Here is a 15,930-nt window from a genome sequence, read left to right on the forward strand (position 1 = left end):
GAGTTGCACCGCCGCCGATTGCCGGCTCATGGTTCACCAGGCCTTGCCGCATGCTGCGCGGCCCGCTCCAGGTAAAGGATGACTTGCTCCAGCGCGGCATCCGACAAAATACTGTAGTGATTCGCAACGATCCGCACGCAGGCTTCCTGCGTCGACAACTCGCTCAGGCGATGCAGTCCACTGGCATGCCGCTGTTCACTGGCGTGCAAATGCCACGTCGGACAGGCCACGGGTTGGTAGCAGTAGTTGAGCAACGCCGCATAGTGCCGGCAAAACAGCGCGAAACGCTGTTCCAAGGCCTGGTTCAACTGGGCCTCTTGCACCTCCCCTTCGGCCTGTATCTGTTCGGTGTGCATCAGGTCGTGCTGGAACATCTGTTGCAGCAGGGTCGGTGGCAGTTCCAAGACCTCACCCTGGGCAGCACCGGCGTCGATCGTCACCAACGCAGGCAGGTGTTGGCCGCCGGCGCTGAGCAAGCGCGCGATCTCCACGGCGACCACACCCCCGTATGACCACCCCGCGAGCACCACCTGGCGATACTCGGCCAGCGGTTCACGCAATTGCTCGAAATACGCCAAGGCTTGGGCGTTGATGCTCGCGAAATGTTGCTCACTGTCCGCGCAAATGCCGACGATATCGAAACGACCACCCAGGGCCTCAACAAGCGGCAAGTAACAGGAAAGGGCCCCGCCCACCGGATGCACCAACACCAGAAGCGGCACGTCCCGCACCTTGTCACGTCTGAAATGCACCAAGTTGCGCGCCCCCTTGGAGCGGTCTTGCAAGTACGCCTGCAGCCGGCTGACCGAGGGATAGGAGTAGATATCCGCCAGGTTCAACTCAAGCCCCATTTGCGTATTCAGTGCCTGGAGAATATGCACCGCATGCAGGGATGACGCGCCCAGGTCGAACCAGGAACGCTGCGGGTCAACCGCCGCCGGCAGCACGCGCTGTACACAATTGGCCATCAACTGCTGCTTCGCGCAGAAACCCAGGTCTTGTGGTTCGCTGGAGGACTCGCCACAGCGCTGCACCACCTGTTTCGTCAGTTGCTGGCGGTCGACCTTGCCATTGGCGGTCAGCGGCAGTTGTCCCAACTCGACGATCCGCGCAGGCACCATGTAGGGGTTCAGGTAGTGTGCACCGAACGCCAGCAATTGCTGGGCGCTGGGCGCAGGCTCGAAGCCTGGATCCAGGACGACCGCAACCAGCAGGCCTTCGGTTTCCCCCAGACAGGCAGCGGCGTGCAGCACGCCAGGCGCCCTGCGGAACACTGCGTCGATCTCGCCCAGCTCGACCCGAAAACCATTGAGCTTGACCTGCAAGTCCTCACGGCCGAGAAACTCCATTTCGCCATCCATTCGCAAGCGCCCCAGATCCCCGGTCCGATACACCCGCTGGCACAGACCAGGGTCCTCGAAAAACGCTTGCTCGGTCCGTTGCCGGTCATGAATATAACCGACCGCCAAGCCTTCGCCGGCAATGTGCAGCATGCCTTTGACTTCGGGTGGGCAACGTCGCCCCAGGGCGTCGAGGATGTAGAAGCGCTGGTTGGCCAGTGGTCGTCCATAGGGAATGCTCGGCCATTGCGGATCGACCTGTTCGACCTCGAAACAGTTGGACCAGATGGCCGCCTCCGTGGCCCCGCCCAAGGCAACAAAACGCGAGCCTGGAGCGCTGGCGCGCAAGCGGTCGGGCAAGCTCAGGTTGATCCAGTCGCCACTGGCCATCCACAACCGAACCGCAGGCGCCGGTGCGGGCAACTGCGTGGCCAGGGCGTAGCTCAACGCCATTTCCATGATCGCAGGCACTGAATTCCAGATGCTCACACGATGTTCGCGCGCAGCGACGAGCCAGGCATTCGGGTCAGCGCTTTCGGCGCCGTGCCCAAGCACCAGCGCACACCCGCTCAGGGCCGGCATGAAGAGGTCGAACACCGACAAGTCGAAGCTGAATTCGCTGACCCCCAGCAAACGGTCGCTGTCATCGATCGCGAAGCGCTTGCGACAGTCCTGCAGGGTATTGAGTGCTGCCCGGTGAGTCACGCTGACGCCTTTGGGCACACCCGTGGTGCCAGACGTGAACATGATGTACGCCAAGCTGCTGTCGACCGCCGGATAGGCCGGCATTATGCAGGCGCCCTGCCCATGACCGGCCTCCAGCCACTGGCGGTAATTCAAGTACCAGTTCACGGGCGAGGTCAGGATGCCGTCGATGTCCGCGTCGTCATCGCCCAGCACCGTCGTTGCCGCGGCTTGATTGATCATCGAATGCACCCGCCCCCGCGGGGAGTGCTTGCTGACCGGTACGTAGGTCGCGCCGGCCATCAGCGTGGCATAGATCGCGATCACGTTCGCGGCATCATGGCTGCCCCGGATGACCACATGATCACTGGGACCGACGCCATTTTCATTCAGATGACTGGCCAGTCGGCTGGCCTGGCACAGCAATTGCGCGAAGCTCAGGCCGCCCTGCGCATCCAGGATGGCCGGTGCATCCGGTCGCTGCACGGCCTGATGCAGCAGGCCCTGGTAGAGTGTGCCGCTGTCGAAGGCTTGCTGTGTATGGTTGAACGCATCGACTGTCGCCAGCAGGGCCGGGCTCAAGGACACCTGAGCGTCATCCCACTCCCCCGGCTCAGTGGCGAGGCGCTGCAGGGTCGCGTGAAAATGCTCGAACGCCTGGGCGATCACCCCCGGCGAGAACACTCCTTCGCGCTCATCCCAAGACAACCACAACTCACCCTTGTGTGAAAACGTTTGGGCGTCGATCCAGATCTGCGGGGTCATCATGGCGTGGTCCGTCTGCTCCAGCGGTACGGCGGGCAGATCCATTTCCAGCAATGACGAAAACACATAGGGCATGGGCGGTTCGGCACTGCTGGCACGCTGGTCGTGAAGCTTGATCCATTCACGCACCGCAGAGACACCATCGTAGGCGCCGTGCTGCATAGCCGCATACAAGTCTTGCTGCAGGTGTTGCACGATTGCCGAAAAGGCCCTTGGCCCGGTCGGCAGGTCGATCAGTACGGTATCGGCGAAATTACCGATATGGCGAGCAAATTCCTTTGCCAGCCCAGGGCGGGTGCTGTACATGACGCTACAGGTCACCGTGGCCTTGCCGGACCAGCGCGCCAACGTCTGCAGGTACACCGTCAGCAGCACCGCATTGAGCGACACCCGATGCCTGCGCGCGCGTTCGGCAAGGGCGTTGTACGCCTCGGCCGCCAGCAGGCCACGATGTTCCGTGAAGCGCCCAATGCCGGCCGGACCTTTTGGCTCGACGGTAGAGCGGCGTAACCTCGGCAGATCGGGGCCACCCGCCAGCTTGGTGATCTTCTGCGCCCAGTAGTTACGCGCCTTGAAGCGCGCCAGCCGGCCGGCCCGCACCTGTGCCGCAATCCTGGCGGATGCATACATGCCCGCTGTCGATTGCGCGCCGGTTCCACAGGCTACCAACACCATCAAGTCGGCGATGAAAATCTGCACACTGGGAGCATCGAACAGCGCCAGCCGGTAGACCACATGCAGGCAGCGCTCATCCGCGCTCTCCACGATCACCAAGCGAAACAGCGGCCGCTCCAGAGTCAATGCCGGAATCGGTGTGTCGCTCCCTGGCAAGGCCGCGCAGCGCCGCGGGGCCTGCCCCGCTGCTGCGGTCACCTGCTCGACCACAACTGCCTGCCTGGCCATGGGTTTGAGACGCGGGGCATGGGCGTCCAAGGTGTAATTGAGAATCGGATGGAGCGCCAGCATTTGCTCCAGGACCGATTCAAGCTGGGCCTGTGAAGGCACATCCCCGGCATACACCAGGTGCAGGTAGGCCGCGCTGCCTTGCGTGAATGCGGAGTGTTCACCCAGCCAATAGGCCTGACGCAGGCCGCTCAAGTTCGCCGCCAGGGGATCGGGTTGCGCCAGGTAGCTCAGCAACCGGGTTTTCTCCCGGCTCACCGAGTGGCGAATGTCTTCAGGCAGCGTGGGCTTCTCACAATAGTACTTGAGCTTGCCGGCTTCCTCGTACAGGTGCACGCCACGCTGTTCCCAGCTTTCGATCAATGTCGCAACAGACTGGCTCACAGCTCGCCCTCCGACACACAGGGCGCCGACGCCTGCCGCGCCGATGCCAGCAACTCATTGACGAAATCGGCGAAACTGGCGGTGGCGACGATCAGCGTCAGATCAATTCCCGCTTCACCGCACAAATGCGGGTGCCTATGCTCCAGTTGCACACATAACTGCAGCGCCTTGAGTGAATTTCCACCGTGCTCGAAGAAGTTCTGCGAGGCCTCCAGACTGCCCGCCGGCACGCCCAGCAGCTCACTGCACAGCTGCAGCACGTCGGCCAGAAGTACGGCATGCCCCGGTACCATTATCGAAACATTACCCATGGTCACTCCCCACCAGCACAGACGCTGCAACAGCATAGGCATCAGTGCCCATGCCGGCGATAAAACCATGGCACAGCGGAGCGATCACCGAGGTATGGCGGAAGGCTTCGCGGCCGAACAGATTGGAGATATGCACTTCGATCCAACGTCCCGGATAATCTTCCAGTGCGTCACGCAAAGCCCAGCCGGACATCATCAGCGCGCCAGGGTTGATGATCAGCGCCGCGGCATCGCGATTGGCTTCGACAAAGTCGATGAGCTCGCCTTCGTGATTGCTTTGCAATGAGCGCACCGACCAGCCTTGCGCCGCCGCCACCACGGTGACCTCTTGCGTGACGTCGGCCAGGGTTTTGGTGCCGTAGACCTCGGGCTTGCGCAGCCCCAGTCGTCCCAAGTTTGGGCCGTTAAGCAGGAGTAACGTCGGCATGACGCGGCTCCTCCAGCAAGGCCAGGACGTGACGCGGATCGGTCAGTTGGTAGTCGCAAGCATGGCCCCGGACTTCTTCGCCCGGGTTATCCCAGAGGGCCAGCGCGGTCTGCATGCCTGCGCCCTGGCCACACAACAGGTCAGCCACCGCATCGCCCAGAAACAAGGTGCTCGCCGGCTCCAGGCCAAGGCGCTGGACGATCATCAGGGCCATATCGGGTGCCGGTTTCGGGTTTTCGACATCGTCACTGCCCACGATGCAGGCGAAATAGTCGATCAACCCCAGGCTGTCGAGAATCGCCTCGGTACGCGTATGGTCCTTGCCGGTGGCCACGGCCATGGGGATACCCTGCGCACGCAAGCTATCAAGCAACGGGCGAATACCGTCAAACACCTCAATGCGGTGCATGCGCGCATTGCTCTCGCGCATGAACACCCCGTGCATGGCCAGCGGCAGTCCCATGCGCTTCATGATTTGCGGAAAGCTACGCCCCAAGTGCTTGCAATACTCGCTGAACGGCGGTGCGACAGCCTCAGCGCCCATGAGTTCAGCGTGAGCTGCATGGTAAGCCTCGGCAATCACCTGTTTACTGTCGATGACCGTACCGTCAAGGTCGAAGATAACGGCGCTGATCGAGGATTTAGACATGGGCAGGTACCTGCGTGGCAATGTGGTGATCCAGACGTTTGTCCACGGTCTGCACCATGGCATCCACGGCCAGTGGCACCAGGGAAAGAAACTGTGCGACCTTGGCAAACTCGGCCTGAGGCGCCTCAAGCACCTGCTGATAGTCCAACTCCAACAGCTGCATGTTGGGGCGCGAGCGAACCCAGGCGACAACCTTTGCCACGTGGTCGTGGTAAAGCCGGGCTAATGCCTCGCCCTCCACTTCGCCCCAGATATTTCCTGAATGATGCGCCGCCATATCGCGCTGGGAACGGATTACCGCCTCGATGTCGCGGTGCATGAACACCACTCGGTAACCATGGGTGGCCGGCAGGTGCATCAGGAACCTCGACACCAGCTTGACCGCGTGGCCACGAGCCTGATCCATCCAGGTCAGGTAACTGTCCTTGGACTTGACGGCCTCCCACTCGAAGTAACCATGGGGATTGCGCCCATCCCCCTGACGTACGTTGTCGGTCAGCAACGGCATTCCGGCGCAACCCAAGGCACGCATCATCATCGATGTGCCGGAACGCGGTAACCCGGAAACGACCGACACAAAACCAGCCTCGCCCGCGACACAGTCCGGTACATTCATGCAGCGATATTGCTTAAGCATCCCAGCTCCTCATTTTCTCACCCCTGGTGGCAGCCCCCTGGAACCCAGATTTCAATTGCGCTGAACCAGGCCGATGCGGTTGCCGAACGGGTCCTGGATGGTTGCCTTGTAACTTCCCCACGGGGTATGCACCGGCGCCTCGATCACCGTCACCTGTTCGCGCAGCCGCGCAAACGTTGACGCCAGGTCAGCCACCTGAAAATCCAGCATCGTTGCGCTGGACGGCCAGGGCATCGAAGCGTCCTCGATCAAGCCGAACCCGGCGCCCTTGTGCTCATCCACATCCAAGCTGATCCACAGGGTCGGCGCAAACCGTCGGCTGACCATGGTGCCCAGGACCTCCACGTAAAACCGCTCGGCCTCAACCAGGTCAGTCACCGCCAAGGTGCAGAAACACAGCGTCGAATCGTTCATAGGTACCCTCTGCGCGGCTCGCTCACGGCGCTACCGGTTGCGCGCCGATCTCAAACTCAAAGTCCACACGTCGGCGAATCAGTGCACACACCGTGGAACATTCGATGCTCTGCGCCAGTTCTTGCTCCAGTTGCTCCAGCTGCTGTGCGGTGCACTCGCCCACCTGCAACTGCAGCTCGATGTCTTGCAGGTGAACAGGCGACGGCGCGACCTCGCACATCCCGCGGATGTCCACCATCGCTCGCACATTGAGCTGTACCGCGCTCGCCAGCGGGTGATGAGCCCTCAGTTGCAGCAACACATCGGCGGCGATCGCCATCAGCAGGTATTCCTGGGGGTTGGGCCCCCAATCGATGCCTGCCAATTGCTTGGGCTGGTCGATTGGAAAGGTACGTGGATCCTCTGGGTCCTGACGTAGGAAATTGCTGCTCAACTGGGTCCCATACAACCACTGGCAATCGAGCGATAAGGCCTGGCTTGGCACAGGTGTGTCGCCGGCAGAAGCCGTGATCCCAGGGAAACGCACCCACGGTCGCGCGCCGGAAGGTCCGGCCAGGCGTGCCGACAGCCCCAAGGACTGAACGAATGTCTGGTGGTTGGGGCTATGGGTCTTGACGGCCTCAATCACGTCCAGCGCCTCGCCGATTTTCTTATCGGTGCCCGAACGAATCTGGTACCGCACTTGAGGTGCACCAACCTGTGCCTGGAACAGAGCGGCACTGGTGGTCATCGACAGGTGATCGACCGTGGTTCGCCGTGCGGAAAACCCGGACACGGCGGATACCAGAAAACATCCCGACAACGCCGTCAGCGCGAGCTCCTGTGGGCTTGCCACGTCCAGCAAGCCGTAGGACTTGAGGGCCGGTTCAGGGCTTATCGGCACCTCGAAATGGCGAGGGGCCTTGAGCAAACCGATGAGCGCCGGATGCACCCCGGCCAGCACTCCGGCGTCAGGGGCGGCGCGTGCGTAGGCCGCATAGCGGAAGATGGCCTGTTCGGGCTCTTCCTGGATCTCGTGGACAATCTCGCTGAAGCCCGAGATGTTCATTCCGTTTCTCATGACGCATTCCTTCCCTGATAAACCTGATGCAGCGCCTGCTCCAGATCGGCGCACAGATCATCCGGATCTTCGATGCCCACAGAAAGCCGGACCAGCCCGGGGTTAAGCCCGATTTTCTTCTGCTGCTCGCTGGTCAGCCCGCTGTGGGAGGTATTGAAAGGCAGACTGACCAACGACTCCACACCACCCAGGCTGGTCGCCGAGGTAATCAGCTTGAGCCGCTCCAGCAGTTCGAGCGCCGCCGCATCCCCGCCCTCGACCTCAAAGCTGAGCATTCCGCAGGTGGTCTTCGCCGCATACTCGAACAACTGTCGATGGGTGTAATCCTGCGCATACACCGAGTGCAGGGCAGTGACCCGCGGGTGCTGCTCCAGAAAGCGCGTCACTTGCCGGGCGCCATTGGCGTGCGCCTGCATGCGCACGGCCAGGGTCTTCATGCCGCGTTCAAGCAAAAAACACACGAAGGGATCGAGGCTACCGCCAAAGCGCAGCAGTTGTGCCCATACCCGATCAACCAGCTTGCGGCTGCCCGCCACCGCACCACAGGTCGCATCGCTGTGACCGTTGAGGTACTTGGTGGCCGAATGAATCACGATGTCCGCGCCCCACTCCAGCGGCCGGCAACTGATTGGCGAGAGGAAGGTATTGTCAACCACCAACAGGATGTTCTCCTGCTTGCACAGGGCTGCAATCGCCACCAGATCGATGGCCTTCATCAGTGGATTGGAAAGCAGCTCGAAGAACATGATCTGCGTTTCCGGGCGAATCGCTCGGCGAATATCCGCCAGGTTCAGTGGGTCGACGTAGCTGACCGAGCGCCCGGCCTGATTGATATCCGCATGCAGCAGGCTGTAACTGCCGCCATATAGGTCATAGGAGGAAATGATATGGCCATTGCGATTGGTCAGCGCGAACAGCGTGGATGCAATCGCAGCCATGCCCGAAGACAGCACTAGCGCACTCTGCGCCCCTTCCAGTGCCGCGACTTTGAGTTGCACCGACCATTGCCCGGGGTTGCCGTAGCGACTGTAGGTCGGAATGTCGCGGATGTAACCTTCTAGAAACGACTCGTAGGTAGTTTGGCTGAACCGAAAGGTGGTGCTGGGAAACACCGGTGTGCCCACGGCGCCTGTTATCGGGTCCTCATAGGTCCCGGCGTGGACGCAAAGCGTCGCTGGGGCTTCGCCCTGGGTCAGGCAACGATTGTTCTCCATCCCGGGGCCCGCCAGGCGCTGGCGGCTCAACTGGTTGAGCCACGGCAACTGGTGGCGGGTACCAGGGCGGTTGGTAAACACCGCTTCAGTCAGTTTTGAGTCGCTCACACACATTTCCTCGATCATTCAATTGCTGCGGTCGGCGTGGCAGGCGGCTGCACACCCGCTGCCGGATGCCGGCAGTGCTTGCTAAGGCGTCACGACAATCAGACTGCCTGGGCTTGCTGCTTTTGCGCGACGAAGGTTTCGAGGCGCTCCAGCGAGTTCACCAGCTCAATGGATAGCTCGTTGTCTTCGATGGAGAAGCCGAACTCGGTTTCCACCTGGATCAGCAATTGCAAGGCGTCGATGGAGTTCAGCCCCAAACTGGCGATGAGGTTTCCTCCCGACAGGTCTTCGCGGCTCAAATGACGGCCTACGGTGGCCGAGAACACGTTGATCAAACGATCGGTATCAGTCATTTCTCACAGCTCCTGGTAAATATCGTCGTGCGTTGGAAAATCATCGATTCGGGGCGCGACACTTCGCTTGCGCTGAACCCAAGGCCGGCCATCACGCCGACCAGCTCGTCATGACGCGGGTAAAAATGGCCGCCATGGGTCAACCAGTCGACACCGACGGTGGCGGAGGCTTGGTCGTTAAAAAAAATGTCGTCAATCACCAGTCGCCCGTTGTGCGCCAATCGCTCCAGCAGCCCGGACAACCCCTGTGCCACGCATGCCTGGTGCAGGATGTTGTCAAGGACGATGACATCGAACTGGCGCGCGTCGAGTGCATCCAGGGCGTCATGGGTGTCCACCGGTATATCGAGGTCGAGAGGGTTCAGCCCACCGAGCAGGACCACTTGGCTGGCGGGGCAGTCGAGGCGCCGTTTGCTGAGCAGGGCCTGGGTATAAACCGCACCGGTGGCGCTGACATCCAGTAACCGCAAGGCACCCGGCATGTAATTCAAGACCTTGCGCCACGCCAGTTGCGCCGCCAGGTGTTTTTCCGGGCCGGCCACCGCTCGCTGGTACAACTGGCGCAGTTGCCACTGGTCGGCGGTCTGTTCAAACGGGCGGGCGTCCAGCCCGCGCTGCAATACCGCCAACAATTGATCCAGTTGGTTCCAGCCCTGGCTGTTGAAGGTTTCAAGGTTGAGCACCGGTGCCAGCGTTTCCAGCCGACGTGGATCGCCATGCTGCTCCGCGCCTTCGTGAACCAGGCCGTTGGCCAGGGCCGTATCGAACGCCGCCGCCAAGGTCGTGGCGTGCAAACCGCTGCGCTGGGCGATCTGATCGACATTCAACCCCTGGGCACTGAGTTGCAGCGCGCCGCTGGTCCACAGCGCGAACAGCAGTTGTGAACGCTTATAGGCATGGGCGGCCTCAAGCAGCACAGCATTGTCAGCCGGGTAATAGCGTCGACTCAGCAGCGCCTTGCCGCTGGCGCCCCTCGGGATCAGTGCCGTGCGCTCAAAGCGATCAGGCACCTTATGACTTGCCAGGTAGGCCTGACAGTGCGCGCGCAATTGCGCCTCATCCCATGCCCGATCAGCCCGCCAGACCACGAAGGCAAAGATGTAATCGTTGCCGGCCTGTTTGGACTTGACCGCTCGGACCGTGCAGTCCATCACGTCTTCGTGGCCGGCCAGGATTGACTCGATCTCGAACGCCGAAACCCAACGCTCGCCCCGGCGAATGGCGCTGCTCTCACGGCCGACGATGGTGTACCCCTCAGGGGTACGCTCGGCGATATCACCGGTGTCGTAGACGCGGCCGTCCTCCAGCATGACCTTGAGCGCGAACGGCTGCCCTTCTACGGGCTCGTCCAGCACACGTATACCTGGCAACGGAAAGCCAATGGACAGCGGCGGCAAAGGCGCGACGCCACCGAACAGTGCCCCGCTTTCCGTACTGCCGTAATTACGCGACAGACCTATGCCGAACGCCTGCTGGAACTGCTGCTCAATCGATTCGCTCACCGGACCGGCACCAGACATCACCACCTCAAGCTGCCCGCCGCGTCCGCCCTGCCCGGCCCGTTGTGCCAGTAACGAGGCCAGCAACGGCGTGACGACGCAATGGGTTGCACGCTGACGCAAGGCCGCAAGGGCGCCCGCCAGTTCCGTCGGCTTGACGATCTCGACCTGCGCACCGGCCAGCAATGCACCCCACAGCCAACCCAGTGCATACGCGTGACAGATGGGGGCGACAAACAGCACCCGATGCTCCGGGCCCAACTGCAGCAGGTGGCAGTAGCGTAAACCTTCGTCGCGCCAGCTCTGCAGGTCGCGGAAGACGATGGACGGCTCACCCGTGGTTCCGGATGTCAGCAGGTAGATGCCTCGGCGCATCGTCGCACTGGCCTGCACATCCGATCCCGCCGACGTGGCGTCCAGCTTCAGCACGCGTAGCGCTCCATGCTCCAGCGACAGGCTGTGGGCAATCGCCCCGCGTGCGCCGTAGCGATTGATCTCGTGCACCGTGGCATCACTGGCCACCAGCAGGGGCGAAAGCCCGTGCTCCAGCAGCATCAACAACAGCGCGACGTGTTCGACGCTGCTGTCGAACACCAGCATTACCCGCCCATTGGCGCAGGGTGCCAGCTCACGTAGCTGTTGCCCCCAGGAGCTGCGTTGGCCGACCGGTAATTGTTCTAGCAGTGATGCGCTGGACAATGCCTCGAAGCACTGAGCATCGACTGGGTACTCATGCGCCATTCAGGTACGCCTCCTTGGCTTGCTCAAGCAGGGTTCTGACTGCCTGGGGCGCATAGGACGGTGCGCGACACAGTTCATCCAGGCTGATGACACTTTCGAAATACAGGCTCAGGGTGTCCCAAGGCGTGAAGCAGCCTTTGCACGCATCCAGGCGCGGGCGTTCCGATAGCAGCAGTTGATAGAACGGCGAACGATTCACCGGCGCCAGGGCCTTGTTCCAATCGCCCTCGACCAGGTTGCCCATGTCGTGGAACCAGATATTCGGGCACGGCGTCACCACCCCGTCACTGAACGTGGAAAGCACCAGGCGCGGCAGGTGGCAACGCCAGCTACGCCCCCCATCGCGATAGAACGAACTCAGGCGCTCCAGGTACGCCTTGGGTGGCAACACGTCCGGGTAGAGGTCGCGCAGCTCGAACAATTCATCAATGTGCAGGTACTGGTCCGGTCGTAGCTTGAAGGTTTCGCTGTCAGGCCCTCGCACCGGAAACGGAAATAACTGTGGAGGGTTTTCCTTGAAACGTGCACACCATTGGACGAACTCACGCAGGTAGGGCGCACTGCGGTCGTTCAACACGCCGTAGATTTCCAGCGGCAACCCTGCTTCCAGCACCATCTCGATGCGCTCCATGATCATCTCGTGGATACGCGGCGACAAAACCCGGTAGCTGTTGCCCGTGTAATTGCTGCTATCGAGCGAAATCTGCACGACGACATTGCCCAGCTCCGCCAGCCGCTTGATTTTCTCGGCGGTGAGCGGCAAACCGTTGGTCTGTACGATCAACACTTCATGCAGCGGCGACATGCGTTCGATGAACGTCATGATGCCCTTGATAATGAAGATTTCACCGCCCGTCATTTTCAGGATGGGCGGCCTGAAGGTCCGATTGACGCGCTCGACGATGGTGTGCAGGCGCTTGCCCAGGTCGCTCTCTTCGGTGTAGGCGTCATGGGTCGGCGGCTGGAAGATCAGCTTGCCTTCATGGGACGACTTCATATTGCTCTGCCCGGTGAGGCAGTAGGTACACCCCAAGTTGCAGGAGTCTTCATTAATGACCAGGTCGTTGCCAAGCAGCTGGCCATGGCCCAGGAAGTTCACCGGTTCACCGATTGTCATGTTCAGGCCCCTTTGCTGAACTGGATATCACGCAAGCTCAGACCCGCGCGATGAAGCTGCATGCTGATACCCAGTTGCACCTGGCGCAGCTCAGCGAGTTTTGTCCGGTAAAACACCTCCAACTGCGGGCGCTTGTCGTGGGCATAAGCCTCGGTAAGCGTTTCCAGTTCAGCCAGGTCGGTCATTTCGGAGATCAACGCGTAATTGAAATCGCTCATGGCCTTGCGCAGTTCGGCCGCCTTGGCCTCACCTGCTTGAAGAATGGCCAGGCCTTTGGCGTCGTCCAGCACTGCTCTGCGCAATCGCGACATAAAGGTGTGCATGACGATGTCGTAGGTCTCGAACTCGAATACAGCCGGCTCTTTTTCGATGACCATTTCCGAGGCGTATTTTTCGCCATAGAGCAAGGCGGTCATGGCCGAGAGTTGGCGTACCCGCGGGTCTTCGAAGTCATAGCTCAACGCGTTGAGCGAGACATCGAAGTCGTCATGCAGCTTGCCTTCGGCACGCAAGGTCTCAACCGCCTCGGCGCCGGGATACAACTCCAGGCGCACGGTGTAACGGCGCAGGTTGTAGCCCATGTACTCACGCAGGAAGGTGTTGTTGTCGCGGATTTCCTGGAACGTCGACCACGGGTGATAGGCGATAAAGCCAAACGCAACGTAGATGCCGGCAGCGCGTACCAGTTCGATCGCCCGCTTGTTGTCTTCGACGGTCGACTTCTTCTTCCAGCGATCCAGGCCGATCTGCGAGCCCGACTCGATACCAATCAGGACTTTTTCCAGGCCGGAGCGGTAGAGCAGGTCCAGCAAGGGCTTATCTTCGACATGCCAATTTTTGGCCTGCATGCAGCAGTTGTAATAAATCTTCAGGTCGCGATCGAGCACGCCTTGGGCGATGTCGGCGATTCGCTGCTTGGCGAACGGTGCACCACCCGGGTCTTCGAACGTCGAGTCGACGAAGTCGAAAGTGTTGAAGTTGTACTTGTGATAAAGCCGTTCGATTTCGTCGACAATGTTGTCCGGTGTGCGCGCACGCCAGAGCTTGCCGGGGTTGATCTTGTTGCCCGCATGCGGCGCGTTGCAGAACGTGCACCGCGCCGTGCAACCACGGGTAGTTGCCAGCCGCAGGTACGGCAGCTTTCCGCTATTGAGTTCGAACTGATCGCGGGCCGGCTCGGGCAACATGTCCAGTTCGGGAACGGGCTTGCCGATCGGATTGTCGATCACAAACCCGCCCTCCTCGCGCCAACTCAGGCTAGGCACGCTGGAGTAATCCTTATGTGCCCAGAAAGCTTCCACATAACGCACCAGCGGCACATCACCTTCACCCCGCACCAGGGCATCGAGGAACCCCCAGTTGGGATTGCTCAGCAGCTTGGAACCGAGAAACGTCGCCAGTGGACCGCCGGCCAGGAATGCGACTTTGTCCGGCAATGCCGCGCGTAAAGCAGAACCGAAAGCCGTGGCGTGGCTGACGGTCACCGTGGTCAGCGAGAAACCAATAAGGTCGGGCTTGAACGCGACGACTTCGGCAATCGCCAGTTCGTCGCCGTGCTGGATGGCCTTGACCTCCACCACCCGACATTCGGCTCCTAGGTCACGCAGGATCGATACCAGGTAGCTCACCCCGAGATGCTCGGAACTCATCACCAGGTCGCCATCGAGCAGCACCGGGAAACACACGCGCATCGGCTGGGGGCTGCGGAAGTCGACGCTGGAGTGCAACGGGTTTGCGACCGGGACGTCGATCGGATCACCCAGGTTAGCCAGCGGAATAAGCGCGCCGGCGGCATTGGAGAACTGCACGGTTTCCATCAGAAGTACCCGATCTGTTGTAATTGTTTGTCCATGAAATGCTGCTCTTCCTGGCTCATCCGTTGGCCGCTGCCCTGGCGGGCAGGTTCGCGCCGGGGCGCCTGGGGCGGATCGACCAGCCAGTGACCCTCCAGCCCCTCGGGAACTACTAACCCCAGGTGGGCCAGAATCGTCGGGTGGATATCTTCGATACGCGCTTGCAGGCCCGCATTGCGGGGGAAGTTGGAGCCGCTGATGAACACGATTCCATCGGGCCGGTGCACACCATGTTGCGCCGGTGGGTTCCAGACCTTGCCACTCAGGGACGGCGTGGGCATGACACTGAAATCTTTCGGAATCAACAAGTAGTCAGGGGCCTCGCTCAGGCGCGGCCCGGCATAGACCTCCGAACTTTTGACCAGGGAGAACCAGGGCTGGCCCTGCTCATCGAGCACCTTGGCCAACGCTTGGCGCAGCTGCGCTTCGGCCGCTGGCAGCGACTCGGTATCAAGGCATCCATGTGCCTCACGCCCCTTGAGGTTGGCATTGACTCCAAAGCATCCCGGGGTCGGCATATAGAACTGCGTGTGTGGCCAGTCCACGGTGCGTCGATAACGTCCCTGGGCTTCGAACCAGGAGCGCACACCCGGGTCATCATGGCCCGCCTCAGCACCTTCCTCCAGCGGCTCATACCGAGTGGCGAGCAAGCCTTCCTGCTGTAGAAACTCGTGCACGCTGAAGTCGACGTCACAGACACCGAAGCCATGGTCGGATGCCACGACAATCAACGTATTCTCGTCGGCCAGGGCCAATAACGTGCCCAAGGCCTGATCGATACTGACGTAGCACGCCTCGACTTCCGCACTGGGCAAGGCTTGATCGCCCCAGTAGTAATGACTGACCCGATCAACTTCGGTAAACACCACAAACAATGCATCGACAGGACGGGTTTGCTGCAGAAAACAACAGGTATCCGCACGCCCTTTAATAAATTTAGATGCCTGTTCGCAATAATCCGACTGCCCTCGATACATAGTCACTATATCGGAATGATAATGCAGGCCCGCCTGCATCAACTCATGCACCAAATTAGCTGGCGAGGTATAACGCAATGTCTTCGCCAATGGCCAACTGATCATATAACCGCCGTCCAGATCGGCCGGTGGGTGCGTCATCGGTATATTGTAGGCACCCACTTTCAGCCCCTGTCGTTCAAGGGTCAGCCAACTGGGCTCGCCGCCATAATCGGAGGCATTCATCGCACGAAACTGGTAATCCTCGGACTGTGTTGCCCAGAACTGATAGATGCCATGCGAACCCGGCGAAACCCCTGTAAACATGGAGGCCCAACCGGGTGCGGTATGCGGTGGGAAAGTCGATTGCAGAACCCCATGAGACGAACGCTCACGCAGCGCACTGAAGTTGGGCAACAGGCCGCGAGCCATTAGACGCCCGAGCACTTCATAAGAAGCACCGTCCACGCCAAACACCAACAACTTCAACTTTTGACCTTCCATAGTCATTACAA

General features: G+C 60.8%; 13 protein-coding genes. All 13 read right to left on the reverse strand.

Annotated features, from left to right (window positions below):
- Positions 1-26: 26 nt before the first annotated feature.
- The gene (locus J3P89_RS15445) at positions 27-4,076 is read right to left on the reverse strand and encodes an amino acid adenylation domain-containing protein (protein WP_434694743.1); all 4,050 of its coding nucleotides are present in this window, start codon (positions 4,074-4,076) and stop codon (positions 27-29) included.
- Positions 4,073-4,387: a phosphopantetheine-binding protein gene (locus J3P89_RS15450; protein ID WP_434694744.1), complete on the reverse strand. Its 315-nt coding sequence runs from the start codon at positions 4,385-4,387 to the stop codon at positions 4,073-4,075. Before J3P89_RS15450 ends, J3P89_RS15445 begins: the two co-directional genes overlap by 4 nt.
- A complete protein-coding gene (locus J3P89_RS15455; RefSeq protein WP_434694745.1) occupies positions 4,380-4,814 on the reverse strand; it encodes a type II 3-dehydroquinate dehydratase in 435 nt (144 codons plus the stop codon). The genes J3P89_RS15450 and J3P89_RS15455 overlap by 8 nt, the downstream gene beginning before the upstream one ends.
- Positions 4,792-5,463 carry an HAD-IA family hydrolase gene (locus tag J3P89_RS15460; protein ID WP_434694746.1) on the reverse strand — a complete coding sequence of 224 codons (672 nt, stop codon included), beginning with the start codon at positions 5,461-5,463 and terminating at the stop codon, positions 4,792-4,794. Before J3P89_RS15460 ends, J3P89_RS15455 begins: the two co-directional genes overlap by 23 nt.
- Positions 5,456-6,100 (reverse strand): sulfotransferase, encoded by a 645-nt coding sequence (locus J3P89_RS15465; RefSeq protein ID WP_434694747.1) that lies wholly within the window; start codon positions 6,098-6,100, stop codon positions 5,456-5,458. Before J3P89_RS15465 ends, J3P89_RS15460 begins: the two co-directional genes overlap by 8 nt.
- Positions 6,101-6,151: 51 nt before the next feature.
- Positions 6,152-6,514: a VOC family protein gene (locus J3P89_RS15470; RefSeq protein WP_434694748.1), complete on the reverse strand. Its 363-nt coding sequence runs from the start codon at positions 6,512-6,514 to the stop codon at positions 6,152-6,154.
- Between the two features lie 22 nt (positions 6,515-6,536).
- A complete protein-coding gene (locus tag J3P89_RS15475) occupies positions 6,537-7,574 on the reverse strand; it encodes an OsmC family protein (protein ID WP_434694749.1) in 1,038 nt (345 codons plus the stop codon).
- Positions 7,571-8,896, reverse strand: a complete 1,326-nt coding sequence (locus J3P89_RS15480) for a trans-sulfuration enzyme family protein (RefSeq protein ID WP_434694750.1) — start codon at positions 8,894-8,896, stop codon at positions 7,571-7,573. The genes J3P89_RS15475 and J3P89_RS15480 overlap by 4 nt, the downstream gene beginning before the upstream one ends.
- A gap of 98 nt (positions 8,897-8,994) precedes the next feature.
- Positions 8,995-9,249: an acyl carrier protein gene (locus J3P89_RS15485; protein WP_106274333.1), complete on the reverse strand. Its 255-nt coding sequence runs from the start codon at positions 9,247-9,249 to the stop codon at positions 8,995-8,997.
- Positions 9,246-11,489, reverse strand: a complete 2,244-nt coding sequence (locus J3P89_RS15490; RefSeq protein WP_434694752.1) for an ANL family adenylate-forming protein — start codon at positions 11,487-11,489, stop codon at positions 9,246-9,248. Before J3P89_RS15490 ends, J3P89_RS15485 begins: the two co-directional genes overlap by 4 nt.
- Positions 11,479-12,606 carry a radical SAM protein gene (locus J3P89_RS15495; RefSeq protein ID WP_434694755.1) on the reverse strand — a complete coding sequence of 376 codons (1,128 nt, stop codon included), beginning with the start codon at positions 12,604-12,606 and terminating at the stop codon, positions 11,479-11,481. The genes J3P89_RS15490 and J3P89_RS15495 overlap by 11 nt, the downstream gene beginning before the upstream one ends.
- Positions 12,607-12,608: 2 nt before the next feature.
- Positions 12,609-14,423, reverse strand: a complete 1,815-nt coding sequence (locus J3P89_RS15500; RefSeq protein WP_434694756.1) for a B12-binding domain-containing radical SAM protein — start codon at positions 14,421-14,423, stop codon at positions 12,609-12,611.
- Positions 14,423-15,925, reverse strand: a complete 1,503-nt coding sequence (locus J3P89_RS15505) for an alkaline phosphatase family protein (protein ID WP_434694757.1) — start codon at positions 15,923-15,925, stop codon at positions 14,423-14,425. The genes J3P89_RS15500 and J3P89_RS15505 overlap by 1 nt, the downstream gene beginning before the upstream one ends.
- Positions 15,926-15,930 lie beyond the last annotated feature (5 nt).

The sequence above is a fragment of the Pseudomonas sp. Z1-14 genome (assembly GCF_051132005.1).
Classification (GTDB): Bacteria; Pseudomonadota; Gammaproteobacteria; order Pseudomonadales; family Pseudomonadaceae; genus Aquipseudomonas.